The sequence below is a fragment of the Winogradskyella sp. ABM4_392 genome (assembly GCF_056160445.1).
This window is the reverse complement of sequence record NZ_JBSWXE010000002.1, coordinates 460,203-479,871: the sequence shown is the minus strand read 5'-3', so window position 1 is coordinate 479,871 and position 19,669 is coordinate 460,203. Positions and strand designations below refer to the sequence as shown.

17 protein-coding genes and 1 other RNA gene are annotated in these 19,669 nt (G+C 33.5%); 6 read left to right on the top strand and 12 right to left on the bottom strand.

Features of this window, described 5'->3' with window-relative positions:
• Nucleotides 1-161 precede the first annotated feature (161 nt).
• The 3 genes from ACXAFS_RS08295 to fahA all read right to left on the bottom strand — a co-directional run bounded on the left by ACXAFS_RS08295 (nt 162) and on the right by fahA (nt 6,434).
• Nucleotides 162-3,599 (bottom strand): T9SS type A sorting domain-containing protein, encoded by a 3,438-nt coding sequence (locus tag ACXAFS_RS08295; protein WP_475306337.1) that lies wholly within the window; start codon nt 3,597-3,599, stop codon nt 162-164.
• A 178-nt stretch (nt 3,600-3,777) separates the two neighbouring features.
• On the bottom strand, nt 3,778-4,959 hold the full coding sequence (locus tag ACXAFS_RS08290) for a hypothetical protein (protein ID WP_475306336.1): 1,182 nt from the start codon (nt 4,957-4,959) through the stop codon (nt 3,778-3,780).
• A gap of 182 nt (nt 4,960-5,141) precedes the next feature.
• Complete coding sequence (gene fahA / locus ACXAFS_RS08285) at nt 5,142-6,434, bottom strand: fumarylacetoacetase (protein WP_475306335.1); 1,293 nt, start codon at nt 6,432-6,434, stop codon at nt 5,142-5,144.
• Nucleotides 6,435-6,546: 112 nt separating this feature from the next.
• Here fahA and glyA point away from each other — a divergent pair, with 112 nt between their 5' ends.
• Nucleotides 6,547-7,821, top strand: coding sequence for a serine hydroxymethyltransferase (glyA, locus tag ACXAFS_RS08280; RefSeq protein WP_475306334.1), 1,275 nt, complete (start codon nt 6,547-6,549; stop codon nt 7,819-7,821).
• 49 nt (nt 7,822-7,870) lie between these two features.
• On the opposite strand, the gene ACXAFS_RS08275 is transcribed toward glyA, so the two are convergent.
• The 5 genes from ACXAFS_RS08275 to ACXAFS_RS08255 form a co-directional block, all read right to left on the bottom strand.
• Nucleotides 7,871-8,455, bottom strand: coding sequence for an outer membrane beta-barrel protein (locus ACXAFS_RS08275; RefSeq protein WP_475306333.1), 585 nt, complete (start codon nt 8,453-8,455; stop codon nt 7,871-7,873).
• A gap of 20 nt (nt 8,456-8,475) precedes the next feature.
• Nucleotides 8,476-10,047, bottom strand: a complete 1,572-nt coding sequence (locus tag ACXAFS_RS08270; RefSeq protein WP_475306332.1) for a right-handed parallel beta-helix repeat-containing protein — start codon at nt 10,045-10,047, stop codon at nt 8,476-8,478.
• An 82-nt stretch (nt 10,048-10,129) separates the two neighbouring features.
• On the bottom strand, nt 10,130-10,909 hold the full coding sequence (locus ACXAFS_RS08265; protein ID WP_475306331.1) for a hypothetical protein: 780 nt from the start codon (nt 10,907-10,909) through the stop codon (nt 10,130-10,132).
• A gap of 82 nt (nt 10,910-10,991) precedes the next feature.
• Entirely contained in the window at nt 10,992-11,381 is a 390-nt protein-coding gene (locus ACXAFS_RS08260; protein ID WP_475306330.1) for an acyl-CoA thioesterase, read from the bottom strand.
• A gap of 7 nt (nt 11,382-11,388) precedes the next feature.
• Nucleotides 11,389-12,417: a glutaminyl-peptide cyclotransferase gene (locus ACXAFS_RS08255; protein ID WP_475306329.1), complete on the bottom strand. Its 1,029-nt coding sequence runs from the start codon at nt 12,415-12,417 to the stop codon at nt 11,389-11,391.
• Nucleotides 12,418-12,506: 89 nt separating this feature from the next.
• Between ACXAFS_RS08255 and ffs the strand changes: the two genes are divergently transcribed.
• From ffs to fsa, 4 genes are all read left to right on the top strand, one after another.
• Nucleotides 12,507-12,605: signal recognition particle sRNA small type (gene ffs, locus ACXAFS_RS08250), an RNA gene on the top strand.
• 83 nt (nt 12,606-12,688) lie between these two features.
• Complete coding sequence (locus ACXAFS_RS08245; RefSeq protein WP_475306328.1) at nt 12,689-13,492, top strand: SDR family oxidoreductase; 804 nt, start codon at nt 12,689-12,691, stop codon at nt 13,490-13,492.
• Nucleotides 13,493-13,538: 46 nt separating this feature from the next.
• Entirely contained in the window at nt 13,539-13,940 is a 402-nt protein-coding gene (locus ACXAFS_RS08240; protein ID WP_475306327.1) for a hypothetical protein, read from the top strand.
• Between the two features lie 117 nt (nt 13,941-14,057).
• Nucleotides 14,058-14,711: a fructose-6-phosphate aldolase gene (fsa, locus tag ACXAFS_RS08235; RefSeq protein ID WP_076616302.1), complete on the top strand. Its 654-nt coding sequence runs from the start codon at nt 14,058-14,060 to the stop codon at nt 14,709-14,711.
• 32 nt (nt 14,712-14,743) lie between these two features.
• Here the strand turns inward: fsa and ACXAFS_RS08230 are convergent, their stop codons facing one another.
• Nucleotides 14,744-16,186, bottom strand: coding sequence for a TlpA family protein disulfide reductase (locus ACXAFS_RS08230; protein ID WP_475306326.1), 1,443 nt, complete (start codon nt 16,184-16,186; stop codon nt 14,744-14,746).
• A gap of 179 nt (nt 16,187-16,365) precedes the next feature.
• Here ACXAFS_RS08230 and ACXAFS_RS08225 point away from each other — a divergent pair, with 179 nt between their 5' ends.
• Nucleotides 16,366-17,991, top strand: coding sequence for an ABC-F family ATP-binding cassette domain-containing protein (locus ACXAFS_RS08225; protein ID WP_475306325.1), 1,626 nt, complete (start codon nt 16,366-16,368; stop codon nt 17,989-17,991).
• 7 nt (nt 17,992-17,998) lie between these two features.
• Here the strand turns inward: ACXAFS_RS08225 and ACXAFS_RS08220 are convergent, their stop codons facing one another.
• From ACXAFS_RS08220 to ACXAFS_RS08210, 3 genes are read right to left on the bottom strand one after another with little or no spacing between them, the layout of a single operon-like run.
• Nucleotides 17,999-18,541: a hypothetical protein gene (locus tag ACXAFS_RS08220; protein ID WP_475306324.1), complete on the bottom strand. Its 543-nt coding sequence runs from the start codon at nt 18,539-18,541 to the stop codon at nt 17,999-18,001.
• A gap of 9 nt (nt 18,542-18,550) precedes the next feature.
• A complete protein-coding gene (locus tag ACXAFS_RS08215; RefSeq protein ID WP_475306323.1) occupies nt 18,551-18,787 on the bottom strand; it encodes a putative signal transducing protein in 237 nt (78 codons plus the stop codon).
• 57 nt (nt 18,788-18,844) lie between these two features.
• The gene (locus tag ACXAFS_RS08210; RefSeq protein WP_475306322.1) at nt 18,845-19,558 is read right to left on the bottom strand and encodes a hypothetical protein; all 714 of its coding nucleotides are present in this window, start codon (nt 19,556-19,558) and stop codon (nt 18,845-18,847) included.
• Between the last annotated feature and the right edge of the window lie 111 nt (nt 19,559-19,669).

Sequence of the window (19,669 nt, the reverse complement as noted above, 5' to 3'; positions counted from 1 at the left end):
TAATTTGTTTTAAAACTGCGTAAGGTTACGTATTGACTTGTTGTGATAAAAGGCCGAACTTCGCTTATCAATTAATATAGTTCATTGAAAAGTAACTATATCTTAACGAAAAGCATAACCAATAAAAAAACCTCTCAAATTTTGAGAGGTTTTTTTGTGAGTTATTCCTTTATGAACTTTATTGTTTTTTCGGCATTTTCGTTTTTAATTTTTACGAAATAAACTCCACTAGTAAAAGTGCTTATATCAATTTCTAGGGAAGTTTTGTTAGTTGTTTTAGTTAGGACTTGCTTTCCTAAAACAGAGGTAATCTCAATTGATGTAATGATTGAATTATTATAAATATGAAGTTTGTCTTTTGCAGGATTAGGATAAACAGAAAGGCTATTAATCGCTTCATCATCTAAACCTAGGTTTTCTACAAAAGTAGTAGTCCATGTATTTGTAATAATTGCAGGATTAAAATCAAAGTAAATCTCTGCTGTATTTGGGATAACATCACCAATTTGATAACCAGGGAATGGTTTTACTTTAAAGGTTATATAGCCATGTCCAACCTGAGAATCTCCATCTTCCTCAGATGGTGGTAATTGTATGGCGTAGAAATTCCATTCCAAATTCTTTCCAACACGTTCTAAGCTGTATTCATGGCTTGCATCTACCATTTTTAGAGTTGTTTCATCTAGTTGGTCATCTAGTACATCTTCAACTCTAATATTAATAGCATTTGCAGTTCCTGTATTTTCAAAGCGTATGGTATAGGTAAGATAGTCATCAGTAGTAAATGTAGAATGTACTATTTCAGCACCATGTTTTTCAGTAATGTCATTAGGGTCGTAAGAGCCAACAATGGTTTGTGTAATGCTAGAGCTGTTATTTAAAGGTGAAATCTCTCCAGGAAGCATTTCAATTGTAGCAGAATTTGTTACCAGTTGCCCAAGGCTTACAGTTGGTAATGTTGGGACAGACATTTTAACTCTAAGTCGTCTTGTTTCGTAAGGTAATAAATCATTAAAATTATATGTAAAACCTGTTGCTGTTATTGTAGGAGTAGCCGGATTATACAGCCACCAATTTTGTTCTAATTCATATACATTTAATAGGTTGAGCGCATTATCCATAAAAAATTCAATAGTACCATTAGTAATGGTTTGGTTAGAATTATTTTTAAAGATTAAATAGTTATAGTAATTAAAACCAGGTACAGCTGCATTAAAGCAAGAAGCGACTTCAATAGATAAATCATCATAAGGTGTTACAGTTATAGGAAAATTATAAGTTGTAATACCCGAACCATCCGGAACAGTAACGTTATTATAACTTGCGGTAGTTGAGTTGTAGGCTGCATAGTCAGGGTCAACGGTATAATTCAATTCATAACTTGTTGATGGGTTAGATTCGTATAAATAATGAGGAGATACGTAAAGATTATTGATGACTCCATCATTATTAATTTCGTAATTAAATTGCCCTAATGGGAAATTTAATTCATCGATTTCTTGTGTACCGTTTCCGTTAGAATCAACGAAGGCATTTAGTTTTATACCATCGGAATTTTCTAAATAAAAATCCTGAAAAACCCATTCGCTAACTTCATACCCATAGTAGGTTCCAAAAAATGTTATACCCTCTTGATCGCCACCATAATAGCCATAATTGATATCTTCTTGCGTTAAAACATGAGTGGCAGTAAATGTAGTAGAATCGGATTGTCCTGCACCTAAACTCGCTAAAGGCCCACCGACAACATCTAATGTATTAATATATTCCATAGCATCTATATCTGTAATTGGCGCATTACCATTATTGGTAACTGTATATTCAAATAAAATTGTATCTCCAGCACTCGTATAGCCATCTCCATTAAAATCTACGTGAGAAATAGTTACTGTAACATCTAATGGGCTTTCTATGAAAATTACAATAGAAGCTGTGTCGCAACTAGTAGGATTTGCAGATTCACAAATTTCATAGGATAGCGAATAATAGCCTAAGTCAACATTACCAGGAATAGTTAAGAGACCAGATGGGTCTATTGTTGCTCCGATAGTGTTATTGCCAATTAAAGAAATCGTAACGTCTGAAGCAACTACTGGCAATCCTTCAAATGTATCATTATCCAGTAATTGATACGTTGTACCAACTTCTAAAATAGAAGTAACTTCATCTGGTTGTGCATTAATGGCATAATTATCTAAAATGAATGCTTCTGCCGTGTGGTTTGCATTATAGGTGTTGCCAGATGTAACCACAGCGTTGATGAATAGGGTTTCGTCATCTTCGTCTAGTTGGTCTAAAATTGTTGGATAACTTAATTCTTCGTAATAATTTAATGTTTGTCCTGCAGGAATTGTAGTTGTTAGTGTAGATGTCGTATAGTCTGAGTTGTCTGCCGTTCCGTTTGTAGTGGTTATGGTAATTTCTGTATCAACAGGACTTGGATGTCTTAGTCTTGGCCTAAATTTAAGTTCAAAACCTTCTTCGGCAATTATACCGTCAGGAGATTCATTAGGGCTTATTATAGGTTCTATATAGAAATCGGGTAACCCATCATTATCGATAATGTTAACAATACTTGTGTCATTTACATTTGTCGTATTACCAGATGTTACAGTTGCAGTAACATTAAAAAATTCTAGAGGTTCATCGTCTTCATCATCAATAATATTTATAGGAAAACCAACCGAAGTGTAGCCAGGTGGTATTGTTCTTGTTTGTGTTGTGGTAGTGTAGTCTGAATTATCTGCTGTGCCATTAGAGGTTGTTAGTTCAATAACAACATTTGAGTTAAAAACACGATTTATGCGAGCATAAATCTGAGCATTATTATAGTTCTCGTAAACATCGCGGTCATTTATGCTAAATGTTGGTATTACATCATTGTCTATAATGGTAACCGTTATGTTGATAGTATTGTTAGTTGCGTTACCAGATGTAACTGTTGCAGTTATATTGTAGGTTTCATCAGCTTCTACCACTGTATCATCTTGTGTTACAATAGGGAAACTTGCTATTCTTTGCCCTGCAGGAATGGTTATAGTATTTGTCGTAGGAACAAAGTCTGAAGCATCTGCAGTGCCTGCTGTTGTAAAAAATTCTATTGTGACATCTGTATTAAAATAATTACTTAGGTTAGCATAAGTGGTATTACTGTAGCTCTCAACTATTGTTGGTGAATTATTAATATATATAGTAGGTGTTTCATCATTATCCCAAATCGTTATTGTGTTTACAACTTCAGTATTAGAGGTATTGCCAGAAGTTATAGTTCCTTCGATTCTAAAATTTTCATTTTCTTCAATGGTGTTGTCATTAGCTGTATTTATTGTTAAAGTGTTGCTGCTGAGTTGACCAGCTGGTATGGTTACAGTTGTGGTAATTGGTGTATAATCAGTAGCATCTGCTGTTACATCTATTGTTAATACATCTACAATAACATCTGTAGTTGAAGCACTATATAAATTGACTGAAAATGTATAGGAATTTCCTTCTATAGTAGAATAACCATTTCCTCCATTTGTAAAATAAACTATTGGATCTTGGGAAAAAGATAGAAATGATTGAAAGATTAATAGGGTAAGGACTATAATTTTTTTCATGATTGATAGCTATTTGAAGTTTTATTATAGATGCATATTTTGTAAAAGGGTTGCGTCTGTTTTTTAGTTTTTTAAAAGGGTAGTTATTTTATGTTTAAATGATTACACGTGATTAAACATAACATAAGTATAACAGATTAAATCAGAAAACTCCTACTAAAGGTAGGAGTTTTTTTAATTAACTATTCAATCTATAAGAACTAATAATATCTTTTAGTTTCAGTTTTAAGTCTTCACCAGAGTCGTAAACCATTTGCTCATCACTAGGAAAACGTACTTGTCTTTGTCTTAACAAGTTAATATCATCTCTATTTAAGGCTCTTCGGTCTCCTCTAAAGCGGCCGAAAACATTTTCAAAGGTAAATCCGCTGTCTATGGTAAAGGCATCAATAACCTGGTTTTGTTTTAAATCTTTATAAACCAAATCTGCAATAACCTGAGATGATTTGGTTTGTAACACTTCAAAAAATCTCGCTCTAACATTTACAATCTTATCCACTTTAATATCATTACCTAAGCTGTCTTTGGCTACATTACCGTTGTCATCTAAAAGGTATTCCCAACCATCAACAATTTGCCTTTCTCTTAATAGCTGTCTCTCGTTAATACGCTCTGGAGAAATGTTAATACGCTTTAATTGCAGTTCCATAGCAAAATCATAGTCTATTGTGTTATCTGCAACAGCGTGGTATGTTGTCCAGAATTGGTTAAGACCATAGGTGTTAAAATCTAAAAGCTCAGCTTCTAAGCGTTGTGGTATAATTTGATGTGTTTGGTTTAAAATAGACACATGTACATAGTCCATACCTTTTCTATGTGCCTCTAGCATATATGTTGTAACGTCTTCAAAATTTGGGTTAATGCTATTTACATAATCAAATAAGCTATAGGCTTCACGTGCATTGAACTTGTCTTCAGTATCTAAAAAGTCTAAACCTTTATCCATCAAATAGTCTGAGGTTTTGTATCTGTATTCAACCAATGCGTTACTGTAATCATTAAACGTAAAGTCGATGGTTTTTCCACCAATTTTAAGTGGCATAATACGTTTTATAGCATTTTGCCTTGCTTCTAAATCGGCATAGCTTTCATAGATTGTTTTGTATAACTCAGGATTGCCATCTTTTTTTAGATGTGAAATTTGTGCCAAATCTTCTGCCAAGACTTTATCATAAGCATCTTTTAGCATTACAACATAAGCTTGCTTACGCTTTTTGTCTTTGTTGTTTTCTAATTTTCTAAGTGCTTCAGAAATGGCATGGTCATAATTGCCATGACTGATCGCTTCTTCAATTTGTTTTTTGGCACTACAAGATACGAGTGCCGAAACAAGTACTGTGATAAGTAATAATCGCTTCATAATCTTGTATTTTAGTGAAACCTCTTATTGCAAATTCGTTTTATTGGAATAAAGCAAAAAGGTTGGTTGAACTAATCCTGAACTCGTTTCAGGATCTTATACGAAGTATAAACCAATCTTCATGCCAAAAAAATAAAGCGCTAATTATCAGCGCTTTATGTTGAGTTATATGTAATTAAAAATTACTTTTTCTTCTTTGGATTAAAAACAGGAAGTAATTGTGTTTTTACTTGTCCAAAACCAATACGTACATCATCATTTTCACAATAACCTCGCATTACAACAGTGTCGTAATCGTTAATGAACTTGCGTTCTGTGCCATCTTTAAGCTTTACAGGTTTAGAACCTTTCCAGGTTAACTCTAACATAGAACCATAAGAGTCTTCCGTTGGTCCAGATATGGTGCCGCTTCCCATCATATCTCCAGCATTTATAGGACAACCATTAACCGTATGATGCGCTAATTGCTGTGCCATGTTCCAATACATGTATTTAAAGTTGGTTTTACAAACTGTAGTTTCTTTACCACCTTTAGGGATAATTCCAGCTTCTAAATGAATATCAAAACTATGTTTCCCTTTTGTTTGTAAATATTCTAAAGGCTTAGGATTTTGTTTTGGACTTGCTACTCTAAATGGCTCTAAGGCATCTAGGGTTACAATCCATGGCGACATAGACGATGCAAAATTCTTTCCTAAGAATGGACCCAATGGAACGTATTCCCATTTTTGAATATCTCTTGCAGACCAATCGTTAAACACAACTAACCCAAAGATGTATTCTTCAGCTTCCTCAACAGGAATAGGTTCTCCAAGATCGTTAGCATCTGTAGTGATAAACGCCATTTCTAATTCAAAATCTACCAATTTACTTGGGCCAAATACAGGTTTGTCTGCACCTTCTGGTAAGGTTTGCCCTTGTGGTCTGTGAATTGGAATATGCGTAGTTACAATTGAAGAACTACGACCATGATAGCCAACCGGAATATGCAACCAATTAGGTAAAAGTGCATTGTCTGGATCTCTAAACATAGCACCTACATTGGTAGCATGTTCTTTACTAGAATAGAAATCTGTATAATCACCAACATGTACAGGCATTTGCATTTCAATTTCATCTAATCGGAAACAAATAATCTCTTTGTGCTTGGTATTGTTTTTTAATTCGTCATTGTTAGAATCAAAAATTTCAGCAACACGATTACGCACAGCACGCCAGGTTTTGCGGCCATCTGCAATAAAATCGTTTAAAGAATCTTGAAGGAAAATATCATCGGTCAGAGGAATACCATCAAAATAACCCAATTGATGTAACGCACCAAGGTCTATAGCTGTGTCTCCAATACGTGTTCCTATAGTAATTATATCTTCTCTGGTTAAAAATACACCAAATGGGATATTCTGTATAGGAAAATCAGAGTACTTATTAACGTATAACCACGATGTTCTATTTGGGTCGTTGGCTGAAATTGGCATAATATCTTTTGTTGATTAAATGTTCATTATTTTCTATTCAAACCTACATAATTTTTAATATTAAAACTAATGTATTGCTTATTTTTGTTTTGTTTTAACAAAGACTTTATTTATGCAACGCGACGAACAAATTTTTGAACTTATACAAGCAGAGAAAGAACGCCAAACAGAAGGCATTGAACTTATTGCATCAGAAAATTTTGTAAGCGACCAAGTTATGGAAGCTGCTGGTTCTGTACTTACCAATAAGTATGCAGAGGGTTATCCAGGTAAGCGCTACTATGGTGGTTGTGAAGTAGTAGATGAAGTAGAACAGATTGCTATAGATAGAGCAAAGACTTTATTTGGTGCTGCGTATGCTAATGTGCAACCACACTCAGGTAGCCAAGCCAATACAGCTGTATATCATGCTTGTTTAAAACCAGGTGATACCATTTTAGGTTTTGATTTATCGCATGGAGGTCATTTAACCCACGGTTCGCCAGTCAACTTTTCAGGTAAATTATATAGACCTACTTTTTATGGTGTAAAGAAAGATACAGGTTATATTGACTATGACATGTTATCTGATGTGGCAGAGAAAGAGCGTCCAAAATTAATTATAGCAGGTGCTTCGGCATATTCTCGCGATATGGATTTTGCCAAGTTTAGGGAAGTGGCTGATAACGTTGGTGCTGTTTTATTGGCAGATATTTCGCATCCTTCTGGTTTAATTGCCAAAGGCATTTTAAATGACCCAATGCCACATTGCCACGTTGTAACTACAACGACTCACAAAACCTTACGTGGCCCTAGAGGTGGCATGATTATGATGGGAGAAAATATTGATAATCCATTTGGCATTACTTTAAAAAGCGGTAAGCTTCGTAAAATGTCTGGTTTATTAGACTCAGGAGTATTTCCGGGCAATCAAGGAGGTCCTTTAGAGCATATTATTGCTGCTAAAGCCATTGCATTTGGTGAAGCACTAACAGATGAGTTTTTGCACTACATGCTACAAGTTAAAAAGAATGCTGATGCTATGGCACAAGCTTTTGTGGCTAAAGATTATAACTTAATTTCAGGTGGTACAGATAACCATATGATGCTTATTGATCTTAGAAATAAAAACATTACCGGTAAAGATGCTGAAAATGCTTTAGTAAAGGCTGACATAACGGTTAACAAAAATATGGTACCGTTTGATACTGAATCTCCTTTTGTGACTTCTGGTATTAGAGTAGGCACACCAGCTATTACTACTAGAGGTTTAAAAGAATCTGATATGTCTTATGTTGTCGATTTAATTGATGAGGTCATCAATAACTATGAAAATGAAACCGTATTAGAAGGTGTTGCTGAAAAGGTTAACGAACTGATGGGAGACAGGCCTTTGTTTGATGCTTAAAAAAAAGATGCTGAAACTAGTTCAGCATGAAAATAAAAAAAGCCTTTCATTAATTGAGAGGCTTTTTACTTTTAGAATTTAAAGGAAATGAAATACCAACGGCAAATGCTCCTGCAAATTGTTCGGCAGAAGGAAGGAAAAAATATCTAAAACCGATATCAACACCATTATTTTTACCTAATTCTAGACCAAATGCAATGGGAATGTGATAAGTAAATCCACTTTTTTCAATATTAGTAAAATCTGTGAAAGTTTCAAATTTACCAACAGAACCTCCTATACCTACTTCAAGATAAGGTGCAACCCAAGGAATAGGTGCTCTTAACCTAGCTTTACCACCAAGCAAAAAAGCTTTAGTTTCAGCTTTTTCATTGGTTGGATTATTATCAATGTCTTTTCCATTAGAACTTGTTGTAACTAATCCAGCGTATGGTCTTAGTTCAAGCCATGATTTAATTTTCACAACATACTCACCTTGCATAAAGAATCCTGTACTAACAATATCGTTAGTGCTTTCATAAGGTGAAGTTAATCCTACACCTATTTCTGCGTTAATTTCTTTTTCGTATTTATTTTGTGAATAAGAGATTTGATTTACTAATACTATTAGTAGAACAACAAGTAGTTTTTTCATTTAAATAAATTTATTATGGATTAATCCTCAAAAACCACGCTTTCATAAGCGCCAGCATCAGGATTTGTAGTATCTCTATTGGTGTTTAACAAGTCTGTTCCAGCAGGCATAAGTGGTAAGGCAAGACCGTTAGCGCCTGAATCTTCACCTATGTGCATTAGGTTTTCAAAAGGATCTTCGAAATCTGGATCTACGTTTCGGATAATACCTTCGTAACGGGTTGTATCACCAAACATATAGTTTCCTGTGCCTTCTAAATTATCATTATCAAATCTAATAAGGCAATTGGTGAATTTAAATTCAAACATGCTTCCTGCATCTTCTAGCAGTAGTTCTGGGTTATCATTTCCATAGATAATACAATTCGTAAACTCCGCATCGAGTTCGTTTGTAAATGCTGGTGTTCCGTTTTCATCCGTTACAAAATCATTGAGGAGTAGAGAAGGGAACTGTCTAAAACTACTATTCCAATAATTAGCAATGGTACAGTGTGTGAAATTATATTTTCCGCCCAAAGTACCGGCAAAAGAGGATTGACCTGAATTGTTTATCACTACATTTTCAGCAGTAATAGACGTTGCACGTCCTAACAAACCAAAAGCACTAGAATTATATATTTGGCTATTAGTAATGGTTAATTTGTCATTAGTGTCACTTTGCCCAAATTCGGATAATACACCAATGGTTGCGTTTTTAATAGTCGCATAATTAATGGTGTTGTTCTCACTACCATTGAATAACCAGATAGTTCCCCATTGTCCTGGTACATCTTCATAGAGTGGCTCTAGTCTATCACCTTCAAGGATAACTTCATTCTCTAATACCTCCTGGTCTGTACTTAAATCTCCACTTATATTTAGTGTTCCTCCTTCGGTAACAATAATACCAGAATCGGCATGAAAATGTACACGAGCACCAGGTTCCATCGTTAGGGTTTGCCCTGCACCAACACCAGCATAACCATAAATTACATAAGGCTTTTCGTTGGTAAAGGTGAGTTCGTCGTTTTCTAAATAGCGTCCTTGTAGTGTGGTTTCGTCTGGTGTGCCATCACCATCAACATCAAAGGTTAATGTTTCAATAATACCAGTGTCTTCATCTCTGTTGGCATAGATAAACACAGCATCTTTTACCAATGTTACGAGGTCTACGTCTTGCTGATTGCTTCCAGAATCGAACAGTATTTTATCGGTGTATAAAAATTGATTTTCTAAAGTTGAGAGCGTTGAAATGTCAATGGTTGTTTCAATAAAAATGAATAGACTATCATTGGCTAAAAGCTCTACATTTTCAAAGAATTTTCCTTGCTGAGCACCTTCTAAACCTGTGGTACCATCAACATTCATTCTATAAAATGAATTGACTCCATTTTCTAACTGAATGGTAGGTATTACAACATCATCGTCACTTCTGTTGTATACTTTTAGATTGTAAGTGCTAGAGCCAATATTTGTAAATACTGTATCTAGGTAAACCGTGTCACGTTCAAATTCTAAGTTGCCTGTGCTTGGTGAAAATTCAAAGTCTTTACGGCAAGAACTCCAGAATAGTAAAACAATAAAACAAATGAGGAAGGATAACAATCGCTTCATAAGAGATAAATATAATTTGGCTTAAAAATATAACTTTTGAAGTTATGATTTATTATGATTTATAGGAATTCTATGTCACTATTTAGTCTTTTGACACCTTTTCTTCACCATATTCTTCAAGTAGAATAAGAAATAATTGACTGTTAACTACCAATTCTTCTAACAACATCATTTTGTTTTCGTCTTTTAATAATTCAGAACTTATTCCTTTGGCAGAACAAAAATCGTAGAAGAGTTTGACTTTTTCTTCTGGTATCTTGAGGTTTTCAGTAACTAGACTTTTGTTAAAAAATGAACTTTTGGAAAATAGAGAATCGATTTGCTCATATTTTAAAGGTGGATATGTTGGTGGCTTATTTTTGTTTTTCTCTTTGTTTTTCTTTTTGAATAGTTTAACTACCAAACTTATGATACCCAAAATGTTTCCACCATATTGAGCGTTTTCGGGTCTATATAAATGCGGATTTCGTTTTAGATCCTCTTTTATTAAGTTATTAAGTTCCCTGTTATAGGTTTCCTCTTCAAAAACTGGTTGTTCTGGTTCTGATTGAATTTCTACTTCATCAAGCTCACTAACAATTTCTTCAACTTCAAAAACATTAATATCATCAAAATGAGATTGCTTTAGTACAACTTCTAAAGGATGGTAAAAAATAGATTGAAAAGAGATCGTGTCATTGACTTTGGCTTCAATGCTAAAGTCTCCGTCCTTATTGGTGATGGTAAGTATATTCTGGGTCTTGTTGATGACTTTCATATCTTTTACAACCGATTTAGTGTCGTAAACTTTACCTGACAAGGTTTGTGCAGGTAGGTCGAAATAGAAAGATAAGAAGAATAAAAATATTAGTGAAAAACGCATTATTGATTGATTAGTGCTTTAAAGAAACACTTTATCAGCTAAACGAAACTAAAGATTAAAAAAACTTTAACCTAAAGAAATGTTAATCAAATAGTTTAGCGACTTCTGTTGGGATTCTAGTTGGCTTTTTGGTAGCTGTATTCATAAAACACCACTTTGTTTCAGATGTAACTATGAGCTTATCATTAGTGTTATTAGTAATTTCTACATGGCGAATAGAGGTGAGGCCTTCTGTTTTTGAAACAAAGGTTTTTACAGTTAATTTATCTCCTAATAATGCTTCACCTTTATACTGAATATTATGACTTAGCATTACCCAAAAGTAGTTGGCTAAAATGGTTTTTGGCGCATTTTTTAACCAATGCGCTTCCGCAATATCTTGTACCCATTGCACATAGCGCACATTGTTAACGTGGTTGAGCTGGTCTAAGTCGTCTTTAGAAACAATGATGGTTTTTTCAAAAGTTTGCAAAGTATGCTTATTGCTTTTTAATTTTTACTTCAAAAAGTTTGTCCCAGTTTTTACCTGTAACAAAAATGGTTTTACGTTCAGGATGGTAAGCAATGCCATTTAAAACATCAAGCTCGTTGTGCTGTGTTACTAATTTTCTAAGAGGCTTAAAGTTGATAACACCTTCTACACCTCCTGTTTTAGGATTAATAATTACCACACCGTTTTTTTGATAAATATTCGCAAATATTTTACCATCAATCCACTCAAGCTCATTTAAAGCTGGGATTTTTCCTTTTTCGGTATACACTTCAATGTTGTTGCCCTCAGACAAATTATCAGGATTAAGCATCCAGATTTTTTCTGTACCATCAGATTTATACAGTTGTTTACCATCGTTACAAATTCCCCAACCTTCTTTACTAGTACCGTATTTAAAGGTTTTTAGTTTTTCAAATGTGTTTACATCGTACACAAATCCACGTTTTGCTCTCCATGTAAGTTGGTATAGTTTTTCGTCTAAAATTGTTAAACCTTCACCGAAAAAGTTGTCATCAAGGTTAATATTTTTTAAAACTTCACCAGTTTCGAAATTTACTTTTCTAAGTTTAGACTCCTTGTATTGTCCTGTGCTTTCGTACAATTCTCCATTATGAAATTCTAATCCTTGCGTGTAAGACGTGATGTCATGAGGATAGGTATTTACAATTTCGTAAGTATAAATAGATGGAATACTATTGTTGTAAATAGTAATGGTTTTACTAACGGTTTCGGTTTTATCATCATATTTAATTGTAGCAACTAGAGATTTTTCACCTAAGGTTAAATTCTCTAACACTGCGTCTTTGTTAATCGTTTTGCCATCTAATTGGTAGCTGACATTTGTGATGTTTAGCTTTTTAGGATTATTAATAGTAAGGTTAAGTGTATCTCCTAACAATAGAGATTTTGTATTTAGATCAATAGATAATCCTGTTTGGCTTGCAGTATTGGTTTCTCCACAATTAATTAAAACCAGGCTTAAGCAAAAGATAATGAGGTATTTGTGAAATTGCATGAATGTCTTAGAATTTTCAGGAAAGGTATTAAATAAAATTCAGTTTAAAAATCATTGCTAAAGTATTAAAAGGTTGTATCTTTGCAGCCGGGCAAGTCCTACACAACCAGCTCCTGCTTAATCCTCCAGGACGGGAACGTAGCAAAGGTACGCGGTCGTAGCGGTGTGATGTAGGTAGCTTGCCTTTTTTTATGCGCTAAAATGAAGTATTGAATGTTTTAGAACTATTTAAAACTTTGTACTTTTAACTTCCAACTTCTAACTCAATAAAATGTCTAAAGTTGTTTTAATAACAGGAGGATCTTCAGGAATAGGTAAATCAGTAGGTGAGTTTTTGCAGCAAAAAGGGTTTAAGGTTTATGGTACTAGTAGAAACCCAAAAAATTATCCAAACAGTAAGTTTCCTATTGTAGCTTTAGATGTTACTGTTCCAGAAACGATTTCGTCTTGCATTGCTGAAGTTTTAAAACAAGAAAATAGAATTGATGTTCTAATAAATAATGCTGGTGCAGGTATAACAGGACCTGTTGAAGAAATTCCGGATGAAGAGATAAAACGAAATTTTGAAACTAATTTTTTTGGACCTATCAATGTTATAAAGGCTACTCTGCCTGCTATGAGAGCTCAAAACTCAGGCTTAATTATTAACATAACCTCAATTGCAGGTTATATGGGATTACCATTTAGAGGAATTTACAGTGCAAGTAAAGGTGCATTAGAAATTATAACCGAAGCCTTTAGAATGGAGCTCAAAGATTTTAATATTGAAATGACTAATGTTGCTCCTGGTGATTTTGCTACCAATATTGCAGCTGGTAGATATCATGCACCAGTTTTAGATCAATCACCTTACAAAGAAAAATACGGACATTCACTAAAAATGATGGATGAGCACGTTGATGAAGGCAACGATCCTAAAGAAATGGCAGAGGCAATTTTTAGAATTATTGAAACTAAATCGCCTAAAATTCATTACAAAGTTGGTGCATTTATGCAGAAGTTTTCCATTGTGCTTAAACGAATTCTCCCAGATAAGATGTATGAGAAACTGCTTATGAATCATTATAAGCTGTAAATCATTTTGGTACATTATTTGAGGTTGTTATTTCAAATTAGCTATTATGAAAAAACCTCTACTCATTACCCTTCTGTTTATGGCATTTGCGTTTAGCTGCGATGAGCCATTATGTCTTTTTCCTAAAGAACCAGAACTTCCTAATAAGCAATTTCCTATTGGTGATACAGAAAGTTATTATTATGTAGATCTCAATGCAGAAATTAATAACGAACCAAGAGATAATGACTACGATTATTACTTTGATGTTGTTGGTTTGCCTCTGGGAATGGATTACTTTGTAAATTATAGAACCATCAGTTTGGAAGGCACACCAGAAGAATCAGGTGTTTATGAAGTTACCATCTATCTTGAAGTCGAAGGACCTTTTAGAAATGATTTTGATGATAATCCAGACGTATTATGTAATTATGGGACATCAAAAACCTATACGCTCATAATAGAATAGAGCATAGCCTTATTCTTAGTAATTTGTTAATATATTTTATTGATTTATTTAAAGTCTTCATTGCTAATAGTTGTAAATTCGTGCCGACTAAAAACACAACAAATCAAATTTATTTAAATGAAATTTTTTATTGACACAGCCAATTTAGACCAGATTAAAGAAGCTCAAGATATGGGTATTTTAGATGGTGTAACTACTAATCCATCACTAATGGCAAAAGAAGGTATTACTGGTGTAGATAACATCATGAAACACTATGTAGATATCTGTAATATTGTAGATGGAGACGTTTCAGCAGAAGTTATCTCTACAGATTTTGAAGGTATGGTTAGAGAGGGAGAAGCCTTGGCTGAGTTACACGACCAGATTGTTATTAAACTTCCTATGATTAAGGATGGTGTAAAAGCATGTAAATATTTTTCTGACAGAGGAATTAAAACAAACGTAACTTTAGTATTCTCACCAGGACAAGCATTATTAGCAGCAAAAGCAGGTGCTACTTATGTTTCGCCATTTATTGGTCGTTTAGATGATATTTCTACTGATGGATTAAATCTTATTGCAGAAATTCGTCATATTTTTGATAACTATGCCTTTGATACAGAAATATTAGCAGCATCTGTACGTCATACAATGCATGTTATAGATTGTGCAAAATTAGGTGCAGATGTAATGACAGGACCTTTAAGTTCGATCACTGGATTATTAAAGCATCCATTAACTGACATTGGTTTAGAAAAATTCTTAGCGGATTATAAAAAAGGGAATTAAGTAGAATTCCTTTCATTAAAATATAAAGCGCCTTACTGTTTAGCAATAAGGTGCTTTTTTTGTAACATGTTACCAAGCATTTCCGAAAAATCGGATTTAAAGATATTCACATTAGGATGTAATATCATTCCGTTCTCGTTTACGATAATGGCTTTATTAAGGTAATTTACAGCCAGTATCTTTCTTGCTTTTATCGGATCTTTAAACTTGTACTCATTCTCAGTTGAGAAATCATAATTGTTAATGATGCTTTTCCATGATTTGTCATCATTCGAGTTGAGGTTAATAGAAACGAATTTAACCTGAGGGAACTCATTTTTTAAGCTTTTTACTTTGTAATGGCTATTTCTATACTGCATTTTAGAGTTAGATGACCAAAAGTATATAATGGTTGGTTTATCTATGATTGTGCTTAAATTGTGCTCTGTATTGTTATAATTTACTATCTCAAGATTAGGTATTGGATTACCTTGTCTCAAAAGTTTTAGAGAACAAACTAATTCTTTAATGCTTTCTTTATCTTCTTCATTAGTCCCTTTAGCTAAATAGTAATTTAGCATTTCATCAGCTTCAGCCTCAGTATGATTATAACTTACATAATCTCTGGTTTTATATTTTAGAAGACTGTTTTTAATTATTTCATCAGAAATGATGCTGTCAATTAAATCTAATTTGGATTTATTGTAATCTATCGCATGTCTATCAAAAGCACTATGAAAATTATGATTTTCGTAATAATTCTGAGCAGCTAGGTTGTCTATATGTGAAAATAAAAAACGATTGTAAGCATACAAATGACTGAGATGAGCAGCGTTATAATCTACAGATTTTCTGTGTGTGTAGAAATCTTCAGGTAAGTCTTTAATATGTATAAGCTTGTTGTTTCCAAAGTAAGCAAACGGGTAGATTTCTTTGTCAGCGTAAGCGTTGTAGTTTATGTTGCTTTCTACAATAGATCTAAATAATTCAGATTCCTCTTTATTTTGTAAAAACTCCTGAAATTTAGTAAGCTCTTTATTGCGTCTTTCTTCAACAAAAGCATTAAATTCTTCAGGCTCCATTTTGGCGTATCTCACTAATCTTTTAGCTTCACGTTCATTCGCTAGATAGGTATCAATAAGGTAGTTGTTTTTTCTGGCACCTTCACCTGTAAATACTAAAGACTCATCAAAATCATAGGTGTTTAGCCTAAACATTACACTGTCATTTGGCTCTAAAAGTACTAATTGGTATTCGCCACCATGTGTAAAAGAGTATAAACCAGGATTTACATCTTCAATTTTATAAATAAATCTGTTATTGCTATCAAGTGTTAGTGAATCAACAACTTTACCTTTGGTATTGTACAGAACAATACTTTTATTCTTGGGATTTATGATTTCACCACCAACATAGGCATAGTCACCATTATTGGTGTTTACTTTACATCCAAAATTTACGGATAACAGTAAAAGTACTATATATCTAGCTAGCATGGGGATTCTACTATAGTTTGAGACAAAAATATGTGATGAAAACATGAAGTCTTGTTAATACCTAGTTAAATCTTGTTATACTGATCATTTATTTCGCTCAATCGCTTAATTTTTCTACTTTTGCACTCTCAAAATTCACCTTTAAGAATTAAGAGGTAAAACGACTAAAATTATAAGCTATGTTATCAGTTTCTAATCTTTCGGTTCAATTTGGAAAACGTGTCCTTTTTGATGAAGTAAACACCACCTTTAACAACGGAAATTGTTATGGGATTATTGGTGCTAATGGTGCAGGAAAATCTACATTTTTAAAGATTTTAGCAGGAAAAATGGATCCAACATCTGGTCATGTGCATTTAGAGCCAGGCAAGCGTATGTCTGTATTAGAGCAAAATCATAATAAGCATGATGAAGATACAGTATTAGAAACCGTTCTTAAGGGTAACAAACCTTTATACAAGTTAAAGTCTCAAATAGATGCCTTATACGCAGACTATACAGATGAAAACGCTGAGAAAATTGGAGAACTACAAGTAGAGTTTGAAGAAATGAACGGTTGGAATGCAGACTCTGATGCTGCTGCAATGTTGTCTAACTTAGGTATTAAGGAAGATTTGCATTATTCGTTAATGGGAGACTTAGATGGCAAACAAAAAGTACGTGTGTTACTAGCGCAAGCATTGTTTGGAAATCCTGATGTGCTCATTATGGATGAGCCTACCAACGACTTGGATTACGAAACTATTTCTTGGTTGGAGAATTTCTTAGCAAATTACGATAATTGCGTCATTGTAGTGTCTCACGACCGTCACTTTTTAGATGCCGTTTGTACACATATCTCAGATATAGACTTCGGAAAGATTAACCACTATTCTGGTAACTACACGTTTTGGTACGAGTCGTCTCAGTTAGCTGCAAAGCAACGTGCGCAACAAAACAAAAAGGCCGAAGAAAAGAAGAAAGAATTAGAGGAGTTTATTCGTCGTTTCTCTGCGAATGTTGCAAAATCTAAGCAAGCAACGAGTAGAAAGAAGATGATAGATAAGCTTAACATCGCAGATATTAAACCAAGTAGTCGTCGTTATCCTGCAATTATTTTTGAGCGTGAGCGTGAAGCTGGTGATCAGATTTTAAATGTTGAAGGTTTAGCAGCAAGTATAGATGGCGAAGTGTTATTTAAAGATATAGACATTAATCTTACAAAAGGAGATAAAGTAGTTATTTATTCTAAAGACTCAAGAGCTTCTACTGCGTTTTATGAAATTATTAATGGTAAGCAAAAAGCAGATGCTGGTAAATATGCTTGGGGAGTAACAACTACGCAATCGTACTTACCACTAGATAATAGTGAGTACTTTGATAACAAATTAACTTTAGTTGATTGGTTACGTCAATGGGCAACAACTGAAGAAGAGCGTGAAGAAGTTTACATTAGAGGTTTCCTTGGAAAAATGATTTTTAGTGGTGAAGAAGCCTTAAAAACTGCAGATGTATTATCTGGTGGTGAAAAAGTACGTTGTATGCTTAGCCGCATGATGATGATGAGAGCTAACGTTGTTATGGTAGATGAGCCAACAAACCACTTAGATCTTGAGAGTATTACGGCATTTAACAATGCGCTTAAAAACTTTAAAGGCACAGTATTATTAACCACGCACGATCACGAATTTGCACGAACGGTTGGTAACAGAATTATAGAGCTTACACCAAATGGAGTTATAGACCGCTACATGACATTTGATGAATATATGAGCGATAAGAAGATTAAAGAGCAGCGAGAGAAGATGTATTCGATTGAAGCGTAATACAAGATTAATATTGAAGGTTCTGATTTGCTAAATTTTCTGAAGTGAAATAATCTATAATAGCTTTGTAAAAGTTAATTAATGGGTCAATCGTTGTAATCCAATCTTCAAACCCTAGGTGATATTCAGTAATTATTGTATTTGCACCATCTGTTCTATCAAAAAAAGTTTCAGGAGTAAAATTTCTATTGTTCTGCTTACTAATAAAAGACGATTGAACTACCTGAGTTAAGAATGTTTTAAAGGTTTCATTCTCACAAGTAATCTTAAATCTAGTTTTTTTAAAATAGAATAAATTTTCAAAGGGACTTACTGAAGAAATTTTAAACTTTATAGGTCTAATAAACTTGGGAAAAAAGCAAGAGGCTCTAACAAATTCATGATAACCTGTGTTCACATTTATGTTAACAATACAATTTTTGTAAAAAAGTTCTAATTTGTATACAGTTTTAGGATGGCAACTACCATCAAGCATACTAATTGTTTCCTCATTAAACTCGTATTTCGCATTGTGTCTAGAGGCAATTTTTTCTAAAGACTTTGCAATCATCTACTAGTATTAAGCCTCCATCTCAGCTTTTACTTGTTCAACTATGGCAAGTGCTTTGTCTAATTCGTCATTATTAACATAGATTTCTTGGAAACCTTGGTTAAGCGAGCCATAGCCAGCTAAACGTTGCGATTCGCCCTCATCTTTTATGATAGGAATAATACCGTTGTTCTCTAATTCGCTTTTAATTCTGGTAATTAAAACAAAATTACCGTCGTATATTTTGGTGTATTCAGATGTGTTCATAACTCATGGTTTTAATATTACTATAAGTTACGAAAAAATTAAAAACCTTACAATAGATTAGTTGTTATAATATTTGCTATCCCAAATGGCTGAGCTGAAGTTTTTTCCTGATAAAAACCCGTAATAAAGTGTTACAGCAACCATGCATTTAAACATAAACAAGAAGATGACACCAGCATTAGCCGCAGTTTTTTCACCATGAAAAGTGCCATCAGGTATTAAACCCGTTAAAAACATGCTTAGAATAAAAACACAAAACACAAAGTTTTCAAAATTCTTAAAAGGCCACATTAATAGCTTCCTATATGGGCTTAAATCATTTCCCCATTTGTGGATTAGGTAATAGTAGCCATTTCCAATAGGAGCAAATAATAACGGATCGTCATAATTCTCTAACTTAAATAGTTTAGATGGCGCCATAATTTTAAAACCACTTAGGGTTATGTTATGGTTTTTCTCTAGCTGCTTAATCTTAGAAATAGCTTCATATGGTAGTTCACCTTTAAAAAACCGACTATCTAAAAACCGTAATCTGTAGGTCACACAGATTTTTTTTATTTGATCTATGTGATAAATTTTATCCGATTCTAATAAGTTAAAATCAAAGTTGTTATTTGTAGTGGTGTTATGTCCAGATAATGTTTCAAGAATTGTATTATCTTTTTCATTGTCTTCCTTCAATATATCTTTTACAGCAGTTAAGATATCCTCTTCTTTAAAGCTTTTGTTTTTGAGTTGATTAAGCTTCTCTTCAAGATTTACATTTTTCATTAACATAAGCGCTTTTATTTCTAAAATTAATAATCATTCTTTTTCATTCCAAGTCTTTAACACTTGTGTTTAATCTTTTTAGGTTTAAAATTGATTAAAATGCCATAGAAA

Excerpts from the sequence above, each read along its gene's own strand:
- ACXAFS_RS08210 (WP_475306322.1), bottom strand. The coding sequence starts at position 19,558 with ATGAAAAATGTAAATCTTGAAGAGAAGCTTAATCAACTCAAAAACAAA.
- fahA (WP_475306335.1), bottom strand. The coding sequence starts at position 6,434 with ATGCCAATTTCAGCCAACGACCCAAATAGAACATCGTGGTTATACGTT.
- ACXAFS_RS08220 (WP_475306324.1), bottom strand. The coding sequence starts at position 18,541 with ATGATTGCAAAGTCTTTAGAAAAAATTGCCTCTAGACACAATGCGAAA.
- ACXAFS_RS08275 (WP_475306333.1), bottom strand. The coding sequence starts at position 8,455 with ATGAAAAAACTACTTGTTGTTCTACTAATAGTATTAGTAAATCAAATC.
- ACXAFS_RS08215 (WP_475306323.1), bottom strand. The coding sequence starts at position 18,787 with ATGAACACATCTGAATACACCAAAATATACGACGGTAATTTTGTTTTA.
- ACXAFS_RS08230 (WP_475306326.1), bottom strand. The coding sequence starts at position 16,186 with ATGCTAGCTAGATATATAGTACTTTTACTGTTATCCGTAAATTTTGGA.
- ACXAFS_RS08290 (WP_475306336.1), bottom strand. The coding sequence starts at position 4,959 with ATGAAGCGATTATTACTTATCACAGTACTTGTTTCGGCACTCGTATCT.
- fsa (WP_076616302.1), top strand. The coding sequence starts at position 14,058 with ATGAAATTTTTTATTGACACAGCCAATTTAGACCAGATTAAAGAAGCT.
- ACXAFS_RS08265 (WP_475306331.1), bottom strand. The coding sequence starts at position 10,909 with ATGCGTTTTTCACTAATATTTTTATTCTTCTTATCTTTCTATTTCGAC.
- ACXAFS_RS08225 (WP_475306325.1), top strand. The coding sequence starts at position 16,366 with ATGTTATCAGTTTCTAATCTTTCGGTTCAATTTGGAAAACGTGTCCTT.
- ACXAFS_RS08270 (WP_475306332.1), bottom strand. The coding sequence starts at position 10,047 with ATGAAGCGATTGTTATCCTTCCTCATTTGTTTTATTGTTTTACTATTC.
- ACXAFS_RS08255 (WP_475306329.1), bottom strand. The coding sequence starts at position 12,417 with ATGCAATTTCACAAATACCTCATTATCTTTTGCTTAAGCCTGGTTTTA.
- ACXAFS_RS08295 (WP_475306337.1), bottom strand. The coding sequence starts at position 3,599 with ATGAAAAAAATTATAGTCCTTACCCTATTAATCTTTCAATCATTTCTA.
- ACXAFS_RS08245 (WP_475306328.1), top strand. The coding sequence starts at position 12,689 with ATGTCTAAAGTTGTTTTAATAACAGGAGGATCTTCAGGAATAGGTAAA.
- glyA (WP_475306334.1), top strand. The coding sequence starts at position 6,547 with ATGCAACGCGACGAACAAATTTTTGAACTTATACAAGCAGAGAAAGAA.
- ACXAFS_RS08240 (WP_475306327.1), top strand. The coding sequence starts at position 13,539 with ATGAAAAAACCTCTACTCATTACCCTTCTGTTTATGGCATTTGCGTTT.